The organism is Pedobacter sp. GW460-11-11-14-TSB4 (assembly GCF_059423705.1).
Map to the genome: position 1 here is coordinate 34,641 of NZ_JBWKYI010000005.1, position 20,114 is coordinate 54,754.

13 protein-coding genes are annotated in these 20,114 nt (G+C 38.7%); 7 read left to right on the plus strand and 6 right to left on the minus strand.

Going from position 1 to position 20,114, the window contains the following annotated elements:
- Nucleotides 1-10: 10 nt before the first annotated feature.
- From AC07YT_RS06850 to AC07YT_RS06880, 7 genes are all read left to right on the plus strand, one after another.
- Nucleotides 11-2,212, plus strand: coding sequence for a peptidase domain-containing ABC transporter (locus AC07YT_RS06850; RefSeq protein ID WP_086545348.1), 2,202 nt, complete (start codon nucleotides 11-13; stop codon nucleotides 2,210-2,212).
- Nucleotides 2,212-3,504 carry an HlyD family secretion protein gene (locus AC07YT_RS06855; protein WP_086545349.1) on the plus strand — a complete coding sequence of 431 codons (1,293 nt, stop codon included), beginning with the start codon at nucleotides 2,212-2,214 and terminating at the stop codon, nucleotides 3,502-3,504. The genes AC07YT_RS06850 and AC07YT_RS06855 overlap by 1 nt, the downstream gene beginning before the upstream one ends.
- A gap of 275 nt (nucleotides 3,505-3,779) precedes the next feature.
- Nucleotides 3,780-6,944, plus strand: coding sequence for a beta-galactosidase, LacZ type (gene lacZ, locus AC07YT_RS06860; protein ID WP_086545350.1), 3,165 nt, complete (start codon nucleotides 3,780-3,782; stop codon nucleotides 6,942-6,944).
- A gap of 87 nt (nucleotides 6,945-7,031) precedes the next feature.
- A complete protein-coding gene (locus tag AC07YT_RS06865; protein ID WP_086545351.1) occupies nucleotides 7,032-8,231 on the plus strand; it encodes a glycoside hydrolase family 27 protein in 1,200 nt (399 codons plus the stop codon).
- A gap of 30 nt (nucleotides 8,232-8,261) precedes the next feature.
- Nucleotides 8,262-9,770: a M60 family metallopeptidase gene (locus tag AC07YT_RS06870; RefSeq protein ID WP_086545352.1), complete on the plus strand. Its 1,509-nt coding sequence runs from the start codon at nucleotides 8,262-8,264 to the stop codon at nucleotides 9,768-9,770.
- 36 nt (nucleotides 9,771-9,806) lie between these two features.
- Nucleotides 9,807-10,124, plus strand: coding sequence for a hypothetical protein (locus tag AC07YT_RS06875; protein ID WP_086545353.1), 318 nt, complete (start codon nucleotides 9,807-9,809; stop codon nucleotides 10,122-10,124).
- A 134-nt stretch (nucleotides 10,125-10,258) separates the two neighbouring features.
- Complete coding sequence (locus AC07YT_RS06880) at nucleotides 10,259-10,651, plus strand: hypothetical protein (RefSeq protein WP_086545354.1); 393 nt, start codon at nucleotides 10,259-10,261, stop codon at nucleotides 10,649-10,651.
- Nucleotides 10,652-10,717: 66 nt separating this feature from the next.
- Here AC07YT_RS06880 and AC07YT_RS06885 read toward each other — a convergent pair whose 3' ends face one another.
- The 6 genes from AC07YT_RS06885 to AC07YT_RS06910 form a co-directional block, all read right to left on the minus strand.
- Nucleotides 10,718-11,590 carry an NmrA family NAD(P)-binding protein gene (locus AC07YT_RS06885; RefSeq protein ID WP_494945249.1) on the minus strand — a complete coding sequence of 291 codons (873 nt, stop codon included), beginning with the start codon at nucleotides 11,588-11,590 and terminating at the stop codon, nucleotides 10,718-10,720.
- 185 nt (nucleotides 11,591-11,775) lie between these two features.
- The gene (locus AC07YT_RS06890; protein WP_086545356.1) at nucleotides 11,776-12,402 is read right to left on the minus strand and encodes a M23 family metallopeptidase; all 627 of its coding nucleotides are present in this window, start codon (nucleotides 12,400-12,402) and stop codon (nucleotides 11,776-11,778) included.
- 349 nt (nucleotides 12,403-12,751) lie between these two features.
- Entirely contained in the window at nucleotides 12,752-14,563 is a 1,812-nt protein-coding gene (locus AC07YT_RS06895; RefSeq protein WP_086545357.1) for an IucA/IucC family protein, read from the minus strand.
- A 117-nt stretch (nucleotides 14,564-14,680) separates the two neighbouring features.
- Entirely contained in the window at nucleotides 14,681-16,021 is a 1,341-nt protein-coding gene (locus AC07YT_RS06900) for a lysine N(6)-hydroxylase/L-ornithine N(5)-oxygenase family protein (protein WP_086545358.1), read from the minus strand.
- Nucleotides 16,022-18,481, minus strand: a complete 2,460-nt coding sequence (locus tag AC07YT_RS06905) for a GNAT family N-acetyltransferase (protein ID WP_086549258.1) — start codon at nucleotides 18,479-18,481, stop codon at nucleotides 16,022-16,024.
- On the minus strand, nucleotides 18,426-19,967 hold the full coding sequence (locus AC07YT_RS06910; protein ID WP_086545359.1) for a pyridoxal phosphate-dependent decarboxylase family protein: 1,542 nt from the start codon (nucleotides 19,965-19,967) through the stop codon (nucleotides 18,426-18,428). Before AC07YT_RS06910 ends, AC07YT_RS06905 begins: the two co-directional genes overlap by 56 nt.
- Between the last annotated feature and the right edge of the window lie 147 nt (nucleotides 19,968-20,114).

Below are 20,114 nucleotides of genomic sequence, written 5' to 3' on the forward strand. Positions count from 1 at the left end.
CAATAGCTAAGTGAAAAAATTTCCCTTTTTTAAACAACTTGATCAAATGGACTGCGGCCCTTCATGCTTACGGATGATTGCCAAATTTTATGGGCGTAATTATAGTTTGCAAAGATTACGGGAAATATCTGGTATAAATAAACAAGGCGTATCACTGTTGGGAATAAGCGAGGCTGCTGAGAAAATCGGATTTAGAACATTTGGAACAAAATTAGGTTTAGAAAAATTAAACGAAGTTGAACTACCTGTAATCTTACATTGGAAACAAAAGCATTTTGTTGTACTCCATCAAATAACAACTAAATCACCAAGAAAAAAGATATACCATATTGCAGACCCCGCCAAAGGCTTAATTAATTATAAAGAATCAGAGTTTATCAAATATTGGGTTAATGGTACTGGTCAGTCCCACATAGATGGTGTTTCCTTATTACTATCTCCAACACCTTCTTTTTTTAACCAGGGAGGTGATCCAGATAAGGGGCTTAATTTCAGCTACATGCTGGGTTATTTGTATAAATACAAAAAACTCATTTTACAATTATTTCTTGGGTTATTAGTAGGAAGTTTATTACAACTCATTTTGCCTTTTTTAACCCAATCAGTAGTAGATGTAGGCATCAATACGAGGAACTTAAACTTTGTTTATATAGTGCTTATCGCACAAACAATGCTATTTCTAGGTCGAATGAGTGTCGATTTCATTAGATCGTGGATACTCCTGCATATGACTACCAGGCTAAATATCTCCATTTTAACCGATTTTCTGATCAAATTGATGAAATTACCAATGCATTTTTTCGAAACAAAAATGACTGGTGATATTATGCAGCGAATGAGTGATCAAAGTAGAATTCAGAGTTTTCTAACCGGCCCATCCCTCAATACAATTTTTACGTCTTTTAACCTAATCATTTTTGCTTTCGTCTTAGCTTATTACAACTTAAACATCTTTATGATTTTTTTGGTTAGTAGTATCTTATATAGCTTGTGGGTAATGTTCTTCCTTAAAAAAAGACGTGAGTTAGACATGAAACGTTTCGATATTTCTTCAGAGAACCAGGGAAATATTGTGCAGCTAATCAGCGGGATGCAAGAAATTAAACTAAACAACTGCGAACAGCAAAAAAGGTGGGAGTGGGAGCGGATTCAGGCAAGCCTGTTTAAGTTTAGTGTAAAAAGTTTGGCCCTTGGGCAGTATCAAAGATTTGGTGCCTTCTTTATTAACGAGGGCAAGAATATAATTATCACATTCACTGTAGTTAAATCTGTTATAGATGGCAACCTCACACTTGGTGCAATGATGGCCGTACAGTATGTTGTTGGACAATTAAGTTCTCCTGTGGAACAAATATTAGGTTTTCTACAGGCTTATCAAGATGCTAAAATAAGCTTAGAAAGATTAAATGAAATTCATGAGCTTAAAGATGAAGAACCAATAGATAAAAAATTTATTTATGAATTGCCCATCCAAAAAACAATTAACATACAAAAATTAAGTTTTACCTATCCGGGAGCTGGTAACGACCCTGTACTGAATGATATTGATTTAATAATTCCAGAAGGAAAAACAACAGCTATTGTAGGCATGAGTGGTAGTGGTAAGACTACAATTTTAAAACTATTACTCAGGTTTTATGATGTTGAAAAGGGCGATATTAAAATTGGAAATACCTCGCTTAGCCAAATTGGATATAAATATTGGAGAAGCCAGTGTGGGATAGTGATGCAGGATGGCTTTATTTTTTCAGATACCATTGCCAGAAATATTGCTGTAGGAGATGAGTACCCCGACAGGTCTAAGTTACAACATGCCATCGATGTAGCAAACATTGGCGATTTTATTGATACACTACCACTAGGGGTAGAAACTAAAATAGGTGCTGCGGGTAATGGGATCAGCCAAGGACAAAGACAGCGATTGTTAATTGCCAGGGCAGTTTATAAAGATCCGATGTATATTTTCTTTGATGAAGCAACCAATGCGTTAGATGCTAACAACGAAAAGGTAATTATGAAAAATTTAGAAACTTTTTTCAAAGGCCGTACAGTTGTAGTGGTGGCGCACCGTTTAAGTACCGTTAAAAATGCCGACCATATAATCGTATTAGATAAAGGCCGGATCATAGAAAAAGGTACGCATCGGGAGTTGGTTAATGCGAGTGGAGAATACTTTGAATTAGTAAAAAATCAATTAGAAATTGGCGTGTAATGGAAGAGGTGAAAAATGTGGAACCTTCACACTATGAAATAAATAGTGAAGAAATTAATGATATCATTACTGCAGTTCCCTCTTGGATATTGAGAAGGGGGATCTCACTGGTATTTATCATCCTGGTCCTCGTTATCGCGGTTTCTTCAATAGTTCAGTACCCCGATATTGTAAAAGCAAATCTGAAAGTTAATTCATTAAATGCCCCGAAGGCCATTTATACAAAGGAAGGCGGGAAAATTACAGAATTGTTAGTCAAGGAAGGAGCTTATGTTAACAAAGGTGAACCTCTTGCTTTTATTGAGAGTGTTGCAGCCCATAATGATGTTTTAAAATTTAATAGGCAGCTTCACCTTTTAAATGATGAGCTTATTGCAAAAAAAAGTATTCAGGAAGTAAATTTTGACCAATTGAATTTGGGTGAGCTTCAGGCGGCTTACCAGGTTTTTTACGAGCAATACTTAAAATATATATCTGCTCAAAATGGCGGTTATTATTCGAATAAGAAAAGGTATTTAGAAAAAGATTTAATAGAAATCGATAAAATGAAATCTCAGATCTTAGTGCAAAGAAAAATCCAGGAAAAAGAGTTTGCCAATACCGAAGAAGAGTTTTTTGCCTATAAAAAGTTATTTCAAAAAGGTGTTATCTCTAATAATGAATATAAACAACAGGAAAACAAATATCTCGCCAGTAAATATCCGCTTCAACAATCTGAAGCGTCTATATTAAATAACAAAAGCCTCAATGCAAATAAAAGAAAAGAGATTTTAGAGCTTGAGCATATCATACAGGATGAAAGATTAAAGTTCTTGCAATCCTTGGGTATTATATTGAGCGAAACAGAAGCCTGGGTTAATAAATTTATCGTTAAAGCACCTATAAATGGGAAACTTAGTTATGCCGGAATATTACAGGAAAATCAAACCGTAAATGTAAATCAAGAGATTTTTATCATCAACCCATTAAGTGCTGATTTTTTTGGAGAAGTCTACATTCCTCAATTTAATATGGGGAAAGTTAAAGTTGGACAAAGAGCATTGGTTAAAATGAGGAGTTTTCCTTTCGAACAATATGGGTTAATCAGGGCAAAAGTGAGCTACATTTCTGACGTTGCCATAAAGGATAGTGTATTCTTAGCTAAGATAGATTTTGAAAGAATAGAGAATAAAGAGGCTGAATATAAAATTTCACTAAAGAATGGGATGCAAGCAGATGTTGAAATAGTGACAGAAGAAAGCTCTTTGCTTAAACGATTTTTAAGAAATATTATTAAGATTTTTAATAATTAAAGGCAATGAATGGTAGCCATCATTTAGCATATGCAAATTAGAATTTCAAAGATAGTAGTTAGTTTAGTTAGTGAGCCCCTTGCCGCCGGAGGCGGCAAAGGGGTTTTTATATTTTAGGCTCTATATAAAGCAAGTGTTTATTTATTATTCCGGTTCAATCTATCGCTAAATTTTCGGTAACATATTTAAAACTCAAACGTTTGCGCTAAAACATTTTTATCATTATCAGTTAATCATCAGTAATTTGGATCAATAAAATAAATTATACACACAGAATGAAGAGAAAATTAACCATTTTATTTACATCATTATTTATTGCGGGGCAAATCAGTGCACAAGATCTGCCTTCCGAACTGCAAACCCCCGAAGTGGTTTCAGTAAACCGCTTGCCTATGCGGGCATCGGCTTTTGCTTTCGAAAATCAAGATTTGGCAACTAAAAGAGCTAAAGAAAAATCAGAATATTTTTTATCATTAAATGGTACCTGGAAGTTTAACTGGGTAAAAGATCCACGTAAAAGACCTACGGATTTCTACAAATTAGATTTTGATGATAAAGGCTGGGATAATTTTAAAGTACCTGCCAATTGGGAAACTAATGGTTATGGTACCCCAATTTATGTAAATCAACCTTACGAATTTGCTGGCCGTCAGTTAACCGGAGCCAGAATGAACCCACCATTCGATATTCCTGCAGATAATAACCCGGTAGGTTCGTACCGGAAGAAAATCAATATTCCGGCTAATTGGAGCGGTAGACAGGTGTTTATCAGCTTAGGTGCTGTAAAATCTGCTTTTTATATCTGGGTAAACGGAAAAAAAGTGGGGTATAGTGAAGATAGTAAACTGGCTGCAGAATTCGATATTACCAAATATGTTAAACCTGGAGAAAATACCATCGCACTGCAAGTGTACAGATGGAGCGATGGAACCTATTTAGAATGCCAGGACATGTGGCGCATATCGGGAATAGAGCGTGAGGTTTATTTATATTCAACACCAAAATTAGATATCCGCGATTTCAAAGTTATTGGAAATTTGGATGCTACCTATACCAACGGATTGTTAAATGTAGATTTAGCGGTAGAAAATTATAAAATCGATCAGCGTACTAACCACAGTCGCCCGGATAGTTTTTATGTAGCGCTTGATTTAGTTGATGCTAAAGGAAATAATGTCTGGAAAGATGCGACTACTATTCAAAAAGTATTAGGCAATTATAAAACGGATCTTTCTTTTAAAACACAGATCAGTAATGTGAAAAACTGGTCAGCAGAAATCCCTTATTTATATACACTTTACATCACTTTAAAAGATAAAAACAATAAAATAATCGAGGTAATTCCACAACGCGTGGGCTTCCGTTCGGTAGAAATTAAAGGCAGCGATTTATTGGTTAATGGTAAACGTGTGTTTTTAAAAGGTGTAAACAGGCACGAACATAATGCCACACAAGGCCATACTTTAACCCATGCCGATATGGAGAAAGATATGGAAATGATGAAGAAACTGAATGTAAATGCTGTTCGTCATTCTCACTATCCACCCGATCCTTATTGGATGGAGCTTTGCGATGAATACGGTTTATACGTCATCGACGAGGCCAATATCGAATCACATGGCCGTTATTACAGTTTGGAAACGACTTTTGCTAACGATAAACAATGGCGTATTCCTCATCTTGAGCGCATTACCAGAATGTACGAGCGTGATAAAAACCACGCATCGGTCATTACCTGGTCCTTAGGTAACGAAGCGGGTAATGGTGTTAACTTTTACGAAGCTTACCAATGGCTTAAAGGAAAAGATTTCCGTCCGGTACAGTACGAAAGGGCAGAGAGCGACTTCAATACCGATATGATTGTTCCGCAATATCCTTCGCCAAATTATCTGCCACGTTATTCAAAACAGGATAAAGAAACCCGTCCGTTTATTATGAGCGAATATGCCCACATTATGGGTAACAGTTTGGGTAATTTTAAAGAATATTGGGATGCCATTGAGAACAACCCTAAACTACAGGGTGGTTTTGTTTGGGAATGGATAGATCAGGCAATCGATACCGTTAAAAACGGCAAACGCATTATGGCTTATGGAGGTGATTTCCCGCTAAGCGGCCCCGTTGACGAAAACTTTAGCGATAACGATTTTTGTGTAAAGGGTGTTGTTACGGCCTACCGTGGCATGACGCCAATGGCTGTGGAATTGAAAAAAGTACATCAATATATTAAAACTACTTTTAACGGCAACAACCAGATTAATGTAAACAATAGTTATTTCTTTAAAGATATCAGCAATGTACAATTAAACTGGGAATTGGTTGAAGATGGGAAAGTGATCGAGAATGGGGTAGTCAGTAACCTGAATGTTGGCGCACGCCAAACACAGATGTTAAGCCTGCCATTTAAAACGAATTATGCTGCTGGAAAAGAATATTTCTTAAACGTTCATTACCGCTTAAAAACAGCTGAGCCATTTTTAGAAAAAGGTTATGAAGTTGCTTACGAGCAGATTGCATTAGCAGGTACGCCAAAAGCCAATGTTTATAACAGCAACAAGAAAGCTTTGAAGGTTGAGCAGACAGCAGAAAAAGCGGTGGTTAAGGGAAGCGATTTTACCATCACTTTCGATTTAATTAAAGGGACGTTAGCAAGTTATGTTTCTAAAGGACAAGAATTACTGGCTTCTGGTCCACAACCTGGATTTTACCGTGCGCCAACTGATAATGACATCGGTGCAGGTTTAAACACAAAACTACGCATGTGGCGTAATGTATATCAGGATAACAATACAAGTAATATTAAATCAACTATAAATTCAACCGCTGATGGCTTTATCCTAACTGTTAAATCATCTTTACTTAAAGGCGATGCAGAAACCACACAAGAATTTAATGTATCCGCTGATGGAACTGTAAAAGTAAATAATCAATTTAAAGCAGTGACAGGCAACTACAAAAGTTTAATGCGTATCGGTAACGATTTACAACTGAAAAACGATTACAGCAATATCCAATGGTATGGTCGCGGTCCGGGCGAAAATTATGTAGATAGAAAAACGGCTTCATTAATTGGTACTTATAAATCAACGGTTTCTGATCAGTATTTTCCTTATGCACGCCCACAAGAAAGTGGTAATAAAACCGACGTACGCTGGGTAACTTTTACCAATAAAGCTGGTAAAGGCTTACGTTTCGAATTTGCCGATCAGTTGCTGAATTTTAATGCATTGCCATATTCGGTAGAAGATTTAGATCCAGAGGCCGAGAAAAAACAATATCACTCTGGCGAACTGGTAAAACGCAACCAGATTTATGTGCACATGGATATGCAACAATTAGGTGTTCAGGGGATTGATAGCTGGGGCTCTATGCCATTAATTCAGTATCAGATCCCGTTTAAAGATTACCAGTACAGTTATTATATCAAACCGATTAAATAGTAATGGATAATGTAAAACGGATGATGGAACTAAGATCATCCGTTTTACGTTTTTGATAGACCATACCATTCAAAAAGACTAATATTTATGAAATTGAAACTAACGTTTCCGATGCTATTAATTGGTTTCACCGCTCTTGCTCAGCAACCAAAATTAGCGGTTACACCACCAATGGGCTGGATGAGCTGGAACATCATGTCAGAAAATCCGAACGAGAAAGATATTAAAGAAATGGCCGATGCCATGGTTACCAGTGGAATGGTGAAAGCAGGTTATCAGTATATTTTTTTAGACGATTGCTGGCAGGGTGGCCGCGATAATAAAAACAAAATCATTGCCGATCCAAAGAAATTTCCCTCAGGTATAAAAGCCCTGGCCGATTACCTGCACAGCAAAGGAATGAAACTGGGCATTTATTCTGATGCTGCCCCTTTAACCTGTGGTGGTTATACCGCAAGTTTAAACTTCGAAGATCAGGATGCTAAAACTTTTGCCTCTTGGGGGATAGATTATTTAAAATACGACTATTGCAACGCACCAGAAGATGTGGAAACGGCCAAAACCCGTTATGGCAAAATAGCACAGGCCTTACGCAAATCGGGTAGAGATATTGTATTAGGTATTTGCGAATGGGGCCCACGCGAACCCTGGAACTGGGGTGCACAGGTTGGCGGACAGAGCTGGCGCACCACTTACGATATCAGAGATAAATGGAATGATGTTGAAGGTAAAGGTGGGGTAGGTATTTATAATGTTGTTGATAAAACCGCAGGATTGGCCAGCTTTTCAGGTCCGGGCAGATGGAACGATGGGGATATGCTGGTGGCAGGTTTACATGGAACAAAAGGCCCTTCATCGGCTTTTAATGGCAAAGGCTGTACCCAGGCTGAATACCAGAGCCAGATGAGTTTGTACAGTATGCTTAATTCACCTTTATATGCCAGTTGCGATATCCGTAAAATGGATAATGAAGCAAAAACCATTTTTACAAATGAAGAAGTAATTGCTTTAAACCAGGATGCTTTGGGTAAACAGGCCGAAAGAAAAATCAAAACGGAGATCTGGGATGTTTTTGTTCGCCCTTTAGCCAATGGCGATTTCGCCATAGCGGTTTTAAATAAATCGACAGCTGCTCAAAATGCAAAGATAAATTTTGCCGAATTAGGCCTGACTGATAAATACGAAATCAAAGATTTATGGCAGCATAAAGTAATTGGCAAAAATAATAAATGGAATGGTGAGGTAACTGCTCACGAAACCAAGGTTTTCCGCTTAAAGAAAGTTTAACACCTTAAATAACAACAAACCAAACACAAAATGAAATCACTATTATCCCTTGCATTAGTCGCAACTGGCTTAAGCGCCTTTGCTCAAGATGCTGCTAAAGATCCGGCAACAATCGTCATTACACCACAGCACACCCTTTCTAAAAACGACACTGCTTTTAGAAAAGCCATTGCCAAATGGAGCGATGAAACCTTAAAAAGTACCGATTATAAGAATATCAAAGCACAACCATCTGCTGAGGTTTTTCCAGGCGCAGTAAAAGCGGGCTTTCAGTTCGTAAACAAAACCGTAAGCATTGAGCATAAAAAAATGGCCGATAGTTTAGTGTCTATCGTGTCAACCCTGGGCTACTCTGGTTATGATAATGCGACCATGTACAGTACGGGTTTATATGCAAAAGCAGGCGAATATGTCGAAATCGATGTGCCTAAAAATGCCAATGTAAATGATTTAGAAGTGCAGATTGGTGCACATAGCGATCGTTTAAACTATTGGGTAGCTGGTAAAGAAGATTGGCGCAGAATGCCAATTATCACCAAAAAACAGCAATTGGTAATTGGAAAAAACAGATTGGCCTCGCCTTTTGGTGGACTGATTTATATTAATGTTAAACCTAAGGCCGAAAGTAGAAAAATTGACTTCAAAATTAGTCACGCCGTAGCAGCTCCTCTTTTTGTATTGGGAAAAAGCACGCAAAGCGATTGGGAGAACCAATTAAAGAATAATAAAGCGCCCTGGGGCGAAATGGCCACTGAAAATGTGATTCTAACTTTGCCAGATAGTGTTTTGCAAACCATTAAAAATCCTGAAGAGGTATTAAAACTATGGGATTTGGTGGTACTTGGAGAACTTGACCTGGCCAATATGCCAGCGCCATTTTACAGGGCTCAACGGATGGTGCCAGACGAGCATATTGGTGGAGGATACATGCACAGCGGTTATCCGATCATGATTCATCATTCACCATCGAGAAAAATGCTTTCAAACGAAATTATGGCCAACCCGGAGTTATTGATGAAACCAAGTAAGGGAGGTGCAAACTGGGGCTTCTTCCACGAAATTGGCCATAACATGCAAAACCTGAACTGGGTTTTTGGTGGCACGACCGAAGTGAGCAATAACTTCTTTTCGATTTATATGTTCGACAGGTTAATGGGCGGAAGAGACGATTCGCATACTGGCGTATCGAGTGCAAATACACAAAAGATGATGAAAAAATATTTTGCTGAAGGTGCAAGTTATGAAAAATGGAAAAGCGATGCATTTTTAGGTTTGATCATGTTCCGCCAAATGCAGGAAGGTTTTGGATGGGAAAGCTTTAAAGCCTTTTTTAAAGAGTACCAAAAAATCGGACCAAGTATTGGCAGGTTAAATGATCAGCAAAAACGCGATTTGTGGGTTAAAACGTATTCTAATGTGGTGAAAAGAAATTTAGCTCCATTTTTTAATACCTGGGGAGTTGGCATAAGTGAAGAAACACAGAAAGAATTAAGCGGCCTTCGTGCCTGGAAACCTTATAATTTTCCTCCGGTAAACTAGCCGTAACCATTTTAAATTAACTCAAATCAAATAATAATGGCAGTAAGTAGAAAAATTGCTTTAAACACAAGCGAGCAAAGTGGTAATCAACTTCATATTTATGAGGTTAATCCGATTATTTTTTATTCTGGCGAAGCAGATGAACTCAATATCGAGCTTTTAGAATTTAATCACGGAGAACTGATTATTAAATCGCTATCAACCGCCATTTTAAAAGTGAAAGAGTTGATCATGGAAGATGAAGCGTTTATCATCAAATGGAAACAGAACGCTAAAGGCTTAAGAATTACCCTGCCTGATGGATTGATCAATGATGGAAACAGGGAGAAGTGTACGTTAAAGATTAAGTTTTAATTATTGACAGACTTCCGAAATTTCTGTGCTCATTTCATAGTTAAACTTCGGAAGTCTTTGTTTTTAAGCCTCATAGGTCTTAGCGGATGTAGCGTTTTTATTTTGATTCCCGTTTTAGGTTAAAATAAACAACAATGAAACGGACGCTATTTATTTTATCTTCAATTGTACTGATCATGAGTTTGATATGGGCTTGTACAGATCGCGAAGAACCTATGCAAAATGTCGATCAGGCAGAATTAGAAACGCTTTATAAAGACATTGAGAAAACCGCGCAGCAGTTTACCTGTGAAAATGCAGGTGAGTGGAAATTTACCGCGATTGGATCTAAAGCTTGTGGTGGCGCAGCTGGTTACATGGCTTACTCTGTAAAAATAGATGAAAGTACCTTTCTGAAAAAGGTAGAACAATTTACCAAACTACAAGCCGATTACAATAAAAAATATGGTGTATTTTCTGATTGTGCTTTGGTCATACAGCCTAAGGGCGTAACCTGCGAAAATGGGAAACCTAAATTTACTTATTAATTAACCTTATTGAGATACAATCGGTTGATGTCTCAACAACCGAAACGAGAATATCACCAACTGATTTTATTTTTTATTGTCTCGTAGCGCGTTTTCGAAATATTCGGAAATGCGCTTTTTTAATTTCACAACAGTTGTCCCTTCGTTTTCAGGATCAGTATCGCCATTAATCACGGTCTGCGTCATTTCAATAAAATTTTTCCTCGCATCTGGCGAAAAACCTATTTTTTGTAAAGTTTCATCCCAATCTTCACGCGGAATCTGTTTTGCCTTTACTTCTTGTCCCAGCGCCGTAGAAAATGCTTCAGCTACATCTGCTGAACTTAGCTTTTGTGGCCCAACGATTTCATAAACTTTAGACTCATTGTCCTTTTCTAAAACCTCAGCTACAAATGCAGCTACATCCATCGGAGAGATCATAGGTAGGGATAGGTTGGTTGGATAAAAGGTAGGCAGCTCTCCAGTCTTTTTAATTGCAGGGAGTTGAGCCAGCCAATTGCTGTAATAATAAGCTGGCCTGACAAAAATCTGTGGAATAGCCAAATCTTTAAAAGCGTGCTCCAGCATGTACGACATTAATAAATTGCCTGTGCCTTTAGGATATTGTGCTCCAATGGAGGATAAGCCTACCACTTTTTTAATTGAAGATTGACTGATGGCTTTATTGTAATTCTCCAGGATCGTTTTGGTTTCGCCGAGCACATCTTTATTCTTTCCTGTTTCAGGGGTTAATACGAAAAGTGTGTCGCCGCCTTTAAAAGCTTCAATTAAAGAATTTAAATCCATGGCATCGGCAATGGCCACTTCAGCTCCTTTTGCTTTAATTGCTGAAGCTTTTTCGGGATTATGGATGACGGCTTTAACGGGTAATTTTTTAGCCAATAAATGATCTACAATTGCTGATCCAACCTGACCAGACGCGCCTAAGATAACGTACATAATAAAATAATTTATTTACGAGCGTTTGCTTATCTAACAAGAAACAAAGAAACTTGGTTTCAATTTTTTTAATTTTGATGCTATCCCCCAGCGCGAACCAACCTAAACTTTCCTTATTCAAAAGAGAAGTCAAGTTTAGTAGGAGGGTGCCTATTTAAACTTGACTTCTCTGCGATTAACTTATCTTATTTAATGTGTTCTCTAATAAAATTTTGAGGGTTATAAAACCGTTCATTTAGTTGTGTATTATTAAAAGTTAACCAGCTTGCGCAGCCATAATCATCAAATTTTTTCCTGATTTCTAAATGAAGATGGTGATAATCGCCGCCGTATTTTTTACTTTCCTGCGGTGTAAATAACCTGGCCAGTTTGGTATTCTGATCAACATTTTGACCGTTACTTACATAAACTTCTTTCAGGTGTTTGTAGCTGGTAAACATGATTAATCCGTTGGGCAGTTTATGTTTTACCACGACTGTGCGTTGGTTTTCGCCCAAATGCACAGAGCAGACTATTCCGTTGGCCATGGCGTAAACATTAACCAGTTTCGCTTTGGGTTGCGCAGGGTTAATATCAATAGCTGTATGGATATGGCCTTTAACATAACTATCCCGATGATCGCCAAAAATGCTGATGATTTTGATGTTATTTATTTTTTTACGGTTGGCTACATCAAAGGGGAGAAACCAGTTATCGGCTGTTTTTGCAGGGGCGGTATCCGTATAATAAGGTTTCCAGCGGTCGCGGTCTTTTTCAATCGTAGGTGTTTCGAATAAAAATGTTGTTAAAAAAATCAATAATAGTGCTCTCATGCTTTAAGAATTTGTAAAGCAAGATAATGATTTTATCGATATAAACTATTTTTATAGTTTAAAAAGAGTTGTCAACTTTTATAGGCTTTCGCCGGAAAGTTGACAACTCTGACTGCAAACGACGATTTATTTTTTTCGTGGTGTCAGATGTTACCATCTGACTGCACATTATTCGTCATTGCTCGGGAACGATGACGATATCACCTCACAGAAAGATCGTCATCTCGACTGGAGCGAAGTGAAATGGAGAGACCTATCCTTTAGACTTAGCTACGCTGAGCACTTCGTGATTCACGACTGCGTTGCACTCCGCTCGAATTGACGATTCTTACCTGATATTATTTTAAAACTACACCATCAAATCTTCTTTCAAAGCTTCTGCTGCGGGGTTAACCAATGTACCAATCAATTCAGGAACCGGAACATCAGTGCTTTCGCTGTAACCGTGTGTTAATAATCGCACTCTATTGATACAAACCCTGATAAATTCAGGTACAAAAAGATCAAATTTTTCGAATTTAGGCGTAAGCTCTGGGTTTTCCTGTTGAAATTCTAAAATTACATCTGCCACCTGGCGCCAGAATTGCTTTTCATCCAATCCAACATAACTGTGAAAAATATTGCTCAGGTATCTGAAAACAGCATCAAATATTCCTGAAAGGATAAATAAAGGTGCCAACTCATCATTAATCTCCCTTAAAACATCGACCAGATCATTCGGTAATTTTGCTTTCGATTCTTCTGTTAATACAATTTCTTCTACAAAATCTTTAATGATAATGCGCTCGGGTACGCCGTTTTTCATTACCAAAATCGTGTTTTCGCCATGTGGACTAAAGAAAAACGCATGTTTGTAAAAAATCCTTAATACAGGTTTTAAATAAGCCGATAAATAGGCATTTAACCAGGTTTCTGCATCCAATCCTGATTTTTCGATCAGGGCCTCTACCATGCTTTTACCATTGTCATCTACATAAAGCAGGCTGGCCATGGTCATGATATTTTCGCCCTCTAAGAGGTAATTCTCGGCACTTTCACGCCAGATGGCCCCTAAAAACTCCTGATATTGATAAGGAGCGCCCGGTATTTCACTGTATTGTGGATGGGTATAGGCCACTGTAGCCACTTCACCCAAAAGCACTACGCGGGTCTTTTTTAAATACTCGTCACCCTGGAGCATGTCTTTTGCCCACTGGGTTACCTTTGGTGCAATAGCGAGTTTTTTAGGTGAAAGTCCCCTGAAAATGGAGGTGTTTAAAATCGAGATTGCCGTTTTTACATAATGTTTTTTGGGTTCGCTCACATTAAAAAAGGTACGTATGCTGTTTTGGCACATGTATTCGTCAGTGCCTAAGCCAACTGGTACGATTAAATTATGGGCAATGTCATGTGCCAGTTGTAATACGATTTTATTGTTCCACTGCCATTCGTGCACGGGGATAAAGAAATAATCTTCAGGCTGTAATTGCTGTTGGATGAGTACCTGATTAAAATCGTGAACCTGCTTTAAACTGAGTTCTTCATTATAAAAAGAAAACGGAGAAATGCTTTCGATACTTTTAAATTCTGCTCTTGTTTTATGTACCGCTAACCAGGCCAGTTGCGTTCTTTGAGCGGCTTCAGGAGCATATCTGCCCTGATCGCTATGGTTAAAACCTATGCGTCCTTTGTTGATGGTAGCCCAGGGATGCCCATCCATTTGGTGTTCGATGGTCTGGTAATCCGAATTAGCCAGCTCATCAGCACTTAACCTGCCTTTTTCATGAATATAAGCATCGGCATATAACGTATTTAAGGTTTCTTCTACAAAATGAGCCAAAGTAAATGGTTTAATCCCAAAGGTTTGCTGTAGTTCGGTATAAAAAGCAGGTGCATTGTTTACGGTTACACTTTCGCCATTTACAAATTTTTTGATGCTTTGTTTGTCAATGTGCAGGTAATCTAAAGCGCGCTGCTGACCTGAAAAGGTATAGTAAATGTCCTCAGTATCGGTAGCCAGTCGAAAATCGGAAATACCTTGTTCATTAGTATTGATCAGTGTTGGTTCTGCTAATTTTTCGTGCATCAGTTCCACGATCGACTTAGCAATATAGTTTAGATTTACTTTATCCCAAACTTCTTTATTTAAGGGTTTAATGTGATTGAAGTTGTTGTAGTTCATGGTATTTGTTTTTTAAATTTTGGGTTAGTCCGGATTTGTAATCCGGACTTCTCGTACTCCGGATTTCAAATCCGTTTCTCAACGGTCGGGATTACAAATCCCGACCAACGTATTAACTTAATCTTCTGATAACTGAAGCTCAGCAGTAGACAATTCATCTACCTGTATTTCATCGGCTACGCTAAACTGCTGAAAGGCAATCCGTTTTTCAACATGGTAGATTTCGAAACCTAAAATGGCATTGATAATGGAGGCATTGCGATAAGCACCCATACCCAGATCAGGCGTTACAAAACCGTGCGTATGCAATTCAGCGTTTTGAACAAAGATTTCGTTTCCATTCACATCAATAGCATAGTTGCGGTGTACCTGGAAAAGCCCATCAGCATTGCGTGTGATGCGATCGTTTATTCCTGATAAGAAACCCGGCTCATTGTACTTGTAACCAGTTGCCAGTACCACAAAGTCAGTATCCACCGCAAAATCCTTTTCACTTTCGGTGTGGTAAAGTTCAAGCTGGTATTTACCATCGGTGTTTACCGTTAAATTATTCAACTGGCAGTTGGGCATCAGTTCGGCATTGATTTTTTCGCCATCAACACTCAGCTCGTAAAGTTTATCGAAAATCTGGTTAATGAGATCAAAGTTTATTCCCTTAAATAATGAGTTCTGTTTCGCTAATAACTGTTTGCGTTTTGCATCATTCAAATTATAAAAATGATCTACATATTCAGGCGAAGTAAGTTCAAGTGTCAGTTTCGAATACTCCATCGGGAAAAAGCGGTCTGGCCGCGTAAACCATTTCAGTTTAAGGCCATTTTCAGTTTCGGGCAAAAGATCGTAGAAAATTTCGGCAGCGCTTTGACCAGAGCCAATAATCGTTGCGGTTTTTTGCTTCAACAGCGTTGATTTAAATTTTAAGTATGCTGAAGAATGTATCGCATTTTGATGCTCAGCCGGATTGATAAAACCAGGCACTTTAGGTGCGGTTCCTGTACCAAGCACTATTTTTTTAGTCAAAATGATTTCTCTGGCACCGGTTACCTGATCAACTTTTTCTACCTGATAAATGTTATCGATATAATTTATACTGGTTACTTTCTGCCCAAACAGGCAGTTTTGCAGATGATTGATCGCCCATTTACAATAAGCATTATACTCTTTACGTAGCACAAAAAAATCTTCTCTGATATAGAATTTATAAAGGCGATCTGTCTGTTTAAGGTAGTTTAAAAAACTGTATGAGCTGGTTGGATCGGCCATGGTAACCAAGTCGGCCATAAATGGAACCTGTAAAGTCGCATCACTCAGCATCATACCGGGGTGCCAGTTAAATTCGCTCGACTGATCTAAAAATAAGGTGGATAGGCTGCTGATGGGCGCACATAGCGCCGCTAAACCCAGATTGAACGGGCCTATGCCAATCCCTACAATGTCGTATATTTTTTGATTCTGCATTTAAATTTCCTCCGTTTCAAATTCTGATGATTTAGCCATAGCATAGGCTTTTGCGTCAGGGAATTTTTCCCAGTACCAATCACGGTAACAGAAGGTAAGGTTGGCCATTTTATAAGGCATTTGGATCACTTTTTCTAATTTAAAACCCAGTCGGGTTACAAAAATGTGCATCGCGCGACTTTCAACAGCGGCTTCACCAATGCATTTACCTACTTCGGGTTGTTCAAAAATGAAATCCATTAAAGCCTGACCGGTTTCGAAGCTGAATTTTTTGTCCTTATCTGTTGGCGCAATCAGCAAATGTGCACCATAATCGGTAGTTAAAGCCTCGTAGCAGGCACCTACACCATCTCGCATAGGCCAGTAGGGCTCTATGGTAAAGGTGGGTTCACCATTTATTTCACCTATAAAACTGTGTGATGAATCGTTTGGCAATAAAGTCCTGTAGAATAACTCCAGACCTCTGATTGGTCCATCCATCTTCCAGATTGGTTTGGCATGTTCCTGATTAAACCAATCGTGAACCATTTCCAGGTCGCGTTCGATATTAAACGGACGGATGTTGATGGTTACATTTTCTTTTGGGAAAAACCTGCTGTAAAGCACCTCTTTGGTTCGTGGTTTGATCAGGTTTTCGGAGAAGAAATATTTAGATAATGGATTCGGGAAATCACGATAGATGGCTGGATTATCGATAGGGGCACTGGCCTCATCGATATTACAGAGGTTGGTTAAGAGGTTGCCTTTTACCTCCCAGCTGCGGCGGTTGATGATATAATCTACCAAACCGGTGGTGTCACTGTTTTCAAATTGTTTAAATTCCAGATAAACGAGATCAATCAAGGTTTTCTCATCTGCTAAATTGTTGCTGGCAATGGCATTTACCACACCTAAAATATTGTTGATGAGCAGATAATAGGTGAGTTTAGGAATGATGTATTCGTTCGGTACAATAGAGCCACTTTCTGCCGCAATTCCCGGATATGCCTTTTCCAGTGCTTCGGCTTTGGCGTCGCTAAAGAAAAAGCCCTGATTATCCCTGAAATAAAGTTTGGCTGGATAATAATCTTTATCCAGTTCTACCATCACATTTTGCTGGTGAAACTCAAAAGCCATCCCATAATTGTTATAAAGGCCCACAATCGGTGCTACGCAAAGGTGTAGATATTGTTTAAACCAGTTTATTGCGGTATGTGCAACCGGTTTGTTTTTGCTGATCGCTGCTTCTTCAATCAGTTTTACCATTCTTGGCTTTTGGCCTAATAGGGCATCCTGGCAAAGCGCCGCTAATAAGGTTACATTTTTTTCGGTTCCTTCTCCTTTAAAAGGATTATGCCTGATACTGATGTTAAAACCATCGATGGTTTCACCTTTATAATTTACGGTGATAAATGCAGGATCGGTGATAAATTCAATTTCCGGGTACTCAGCTTTGGCTGCTTTGCCATATGCTGTTTTTAATAATTTACTCACATCATAACCACGGTGAAGCTCCCGAACCAGGTTAACGCGCTGTGAGTTGGTTATTTTTACATGCAATGAAAATTTAAGCATCCAATCGCTCGATGCATTATAAACTGTTCTTACCGAAGATGTTGGCGTGTAGAATTCTCCAAAATGTCCGAGATAGAACAGCAGCTTTTCTTCCTGCATCGCTTTTACCTTAGGCAGGTTAAGCAGGTATCCGGCTTCCCACGGGTGCATGGGTACCACTTTATAATTGGGGTGTTGATCGAGTAAATTAATGATTTCAACATTATTGCCATCTAATAATTCGATTCTGAAAAGATCGGTGATGTCGAAACCTTCGGCATTTTTCTCCACAATATTTTCTGCTGCGATCAGGAAATAGGCCAGCTGGAAACGACCCTGGGTTTCTGGCGAATATTTAAAAAGTTCTTCTTTATTGTTAAAACCCGATCTCCCTTTGGGAAGCGGATGTGCATTGTGGCCTAAAAATAGTGATTGCTCTGCCTCAATAAAATTCATTTTGGCGAAATTTGCCGGCCTGCCATTCTGTTTAAAGAATGATAAAAATGCTTCAAGATTTTCTACACTATTCGCTAAACGTTGTTTCACCAGACCGGCATCAACATTTGGAAACGCTTCAACACTAAACTGTATGGCCAATTCCATAAACCTGTAAATGCTGATCGGACTAATGACATCTGTAGCAACATTACGTTCGATTATCGGGAAATTAAATACGTGCCTGCCACTATCGGCATAAAATTTTAAAGGTGCATATACTTCGAAGCCAATAGCCGTAAAATCGAAGCGGATATGCAAGCGGTCAGGTTTGGTAACCAAATAGTTTGCTAAAGGCTCATCGTACTTAGGTATGCCTAAATAACGGTTCCAGTTATTAAATTCTCTGCAGTAACTGTTTAGGAGTGCATTAAAATTAGTTTCTTCTGAAATCTGCTGAAGCCTGATTGAGTCTAACGTATTCGTTTCCATGTTTTTTAATGATTTTAATAATGTTTTCAATATCGCTGATGGTAGTAAGCGGGTTAAGTAGGGTAAATTTGAGGTAGAATTGCTGGTTAATCTTGGTGCCCGCAACTAAAGCTTTTCCTTGATTAAACATTGCTTTTTTGATGTACTGGTTCATGGCGCAGACATCTAACTGTACGTTTTTAGGACGGTAGCGGAATACCAATGCACTGATGTCTGATTCGTTCATCAGCTCGAAATCACTATCAGCATGTAACAGATCGGCAATTTTGGCTGCGGTTTCGATAATGGTATCAAAATAACCGCCCAATTTGTTCCTGCCCATCATCCTAAGGGTAAACCAGAGTTTTAACGCATCAAAACGTCGCGTCGTTTGAATCGATTTGTTCACCTGATTGGGTAAACCATCCTCGTCATGATCTTTAGGATTTAAATAATCAGCGTGGTGGGTAATCAGGTTGAAGAAGTTTTTATCACGGACCAGGAAACCACTGCTGCTTACCGGCTGGAAGAAAGATTTATGGTAATCAACCGTAACCGAATGGGCCAGTTCGATGCCATTCAACAAACTCCGGTATTTATCTGTTAGCAGTAAACCACAACCATAAGCTGCATCGATGTGGAACCATGTATGGTATTTTTTGCTGATAGAAGCCAGTTCTTTCAGCGGATCAACATTGCCGAAATCGGTAGTACCTGCAGTGCCGACAATGGCAATAGGGATGTTGCCCTGTGCAATTTCCCGCTTAATGGCGTCTTCTAGTAAAACGGTATTCATCCTAAAGCTGCGATCAGTTTTAATCTTGATCACCGATTTTTCACCCAAACCCAAAAGGGAAGCATTTTTCTGAATACTGAAATGCGCTTTTTCAGAAACAAAGATCCTGAAACGGGAAGCTTCCTGAGGTAAGCCTTCTACTTTAATGTTGTGGTTTAGTGCCGTAATGGAATAATGATCGCGGGCCAGTAAAAGTCCCATTAAATTGCTCTGCGTGCCACCGCTGGTAAAAATACCGTCGGACTTTTTGCTGTAACCAATCTGGTCGCAGGTCCATTCGATTAGTTTTTGCTCAATTAATGTACCGCCTGCACTTTGATCCCAGGTATCAATTGATGAATTGATGGCCGAAATCATCACCTCAGCAGCTACCGCCGGAATCACAATCGGGCAGTTTAAATGGGCAATATAAGCAGGGTGGTGGAAGGCCACCGCATGGCTGGTGTAAAGCTGTTCCACTTCTTTAAGCAAGGCATCGTAATTATCGTGCGTTTTTTCAAATTCAATTGAATCAAACAGCGGTCTTAATTTCGAGGGCGATACACCACTAAAAGGTTGTTGGTTGTTGTTGAGGAATTTTTTTACCGCCTGGGTAACTTTTCCTACCGCATGGAGGTACTCTGCTTCATTTTCGTGGTGGAAGATTTCCTTGGTCGGACTTTCCGTAAGGAAATCAATTAATTCATGTTTTTCGAGGTCTGATGTAAACATTAGTTTTTCAATTTTTCAAAAGATTAAGGTTTAAAGGCTATAAAATACCGGGCCTTTTAAGCCGATATTTTTTATTAATAAATCTGGTTATTGAGAGATTAGCTTGAGCAGTTTTTTTATCGATAATTCCGACCGCTAAGGTATATT

What these genes read in the sequence shown, in the direction of transcription:
- AC07YT_RS06855 (WP_086545349.1), top strand. Translation starts at nt 2,212, where the DNA reads ATGGAAGAGGTGAAAAATGTGGAACCTTCACACTATGAAATAAATAGT.
- lacZ (WP_086545350.1), top strand. Translation starts at nt 3,780, where the DNA reads ATGAAGAGAAAATTAACCATTTTATTTACATCATTATTTATTGCGGGG.
- AC07YT_RS06865 (WP_086545351.1), top strand. Translation starts at nt 7,032, where the DNA reads ATGAAATTGAAACTAACGTTTCCGATGCTATTAATTGGTTTCACCGCT.
- AC07YT_RS06870 (WP_086545352.1), top strand. Translation starts at nt 8,262, where the DNA reads ATGAAATCACTATTATCCCTTGCATTAGTCGCAACTGGCTTAAGCGCC.
- AC07YT_RS06875 (WP_086545353.1), top strand. Translation starts at nt 9,807, where the DNA reads ATGGCAGTAAGTAGAAAAATTGCTTTAAACACAAGCGAGCAAAGTGGT.
- AC07YT_RS06880 (WP_086545354.1), top strand. Translation starts at nt 10,259, where the DNA reads ATGAAACGGACGCTATTTATTTTATCTTCAATTGTACTGATCATGAGT.
- AC07YT_RS06885 (WP_494945249.1), bottom strand. Translation starts at nt 11,590, where the DNA reads ATGTACGTTATCTTAGGCGCGTCTGGTCAGGTTGGATCAGCAATTGTA.
- AC07YT_RS06890 (WP_086545356.1), bottom strand. Translation starts at nt 12,402, where the DNA reads ATGAGAGCACTATTATTGATTTTTTTAACAACATTTTTATTCGAAACA.
- AC07YT_RS06895 (WP_086545357.1), bottom strand. Translation starts at nt 14,563, where the DNA reads ATGAACTACAACAACTTCAATCACATTAAACCCTTAAATAAAGAAGTT.
- AC07YT_RS06900 (WP_086545358.1), bottom strand. Translation starts at nt 16,021, where the DNA reads ATGCAGAATCAAAAAATATACGACATTGTAGGGATTGGCATAGGCCCG.
- AC07YT_RS06905 (WP_086549258.1), bottom strand. Translation starts at nt 18,481, where the DNA reads ATGGAAACGAATACGTTAGACTCAATCAGGCTTCAGCAGATTTCAGAA.
- AC07YT_RS06910 (WP_086545359.1), bottom strand. Translation starts at nt 19,967, where the DNA reads ATGTTTACATCAGACCTCGAAAAACATGAATTAATTGATTTCCTTACG.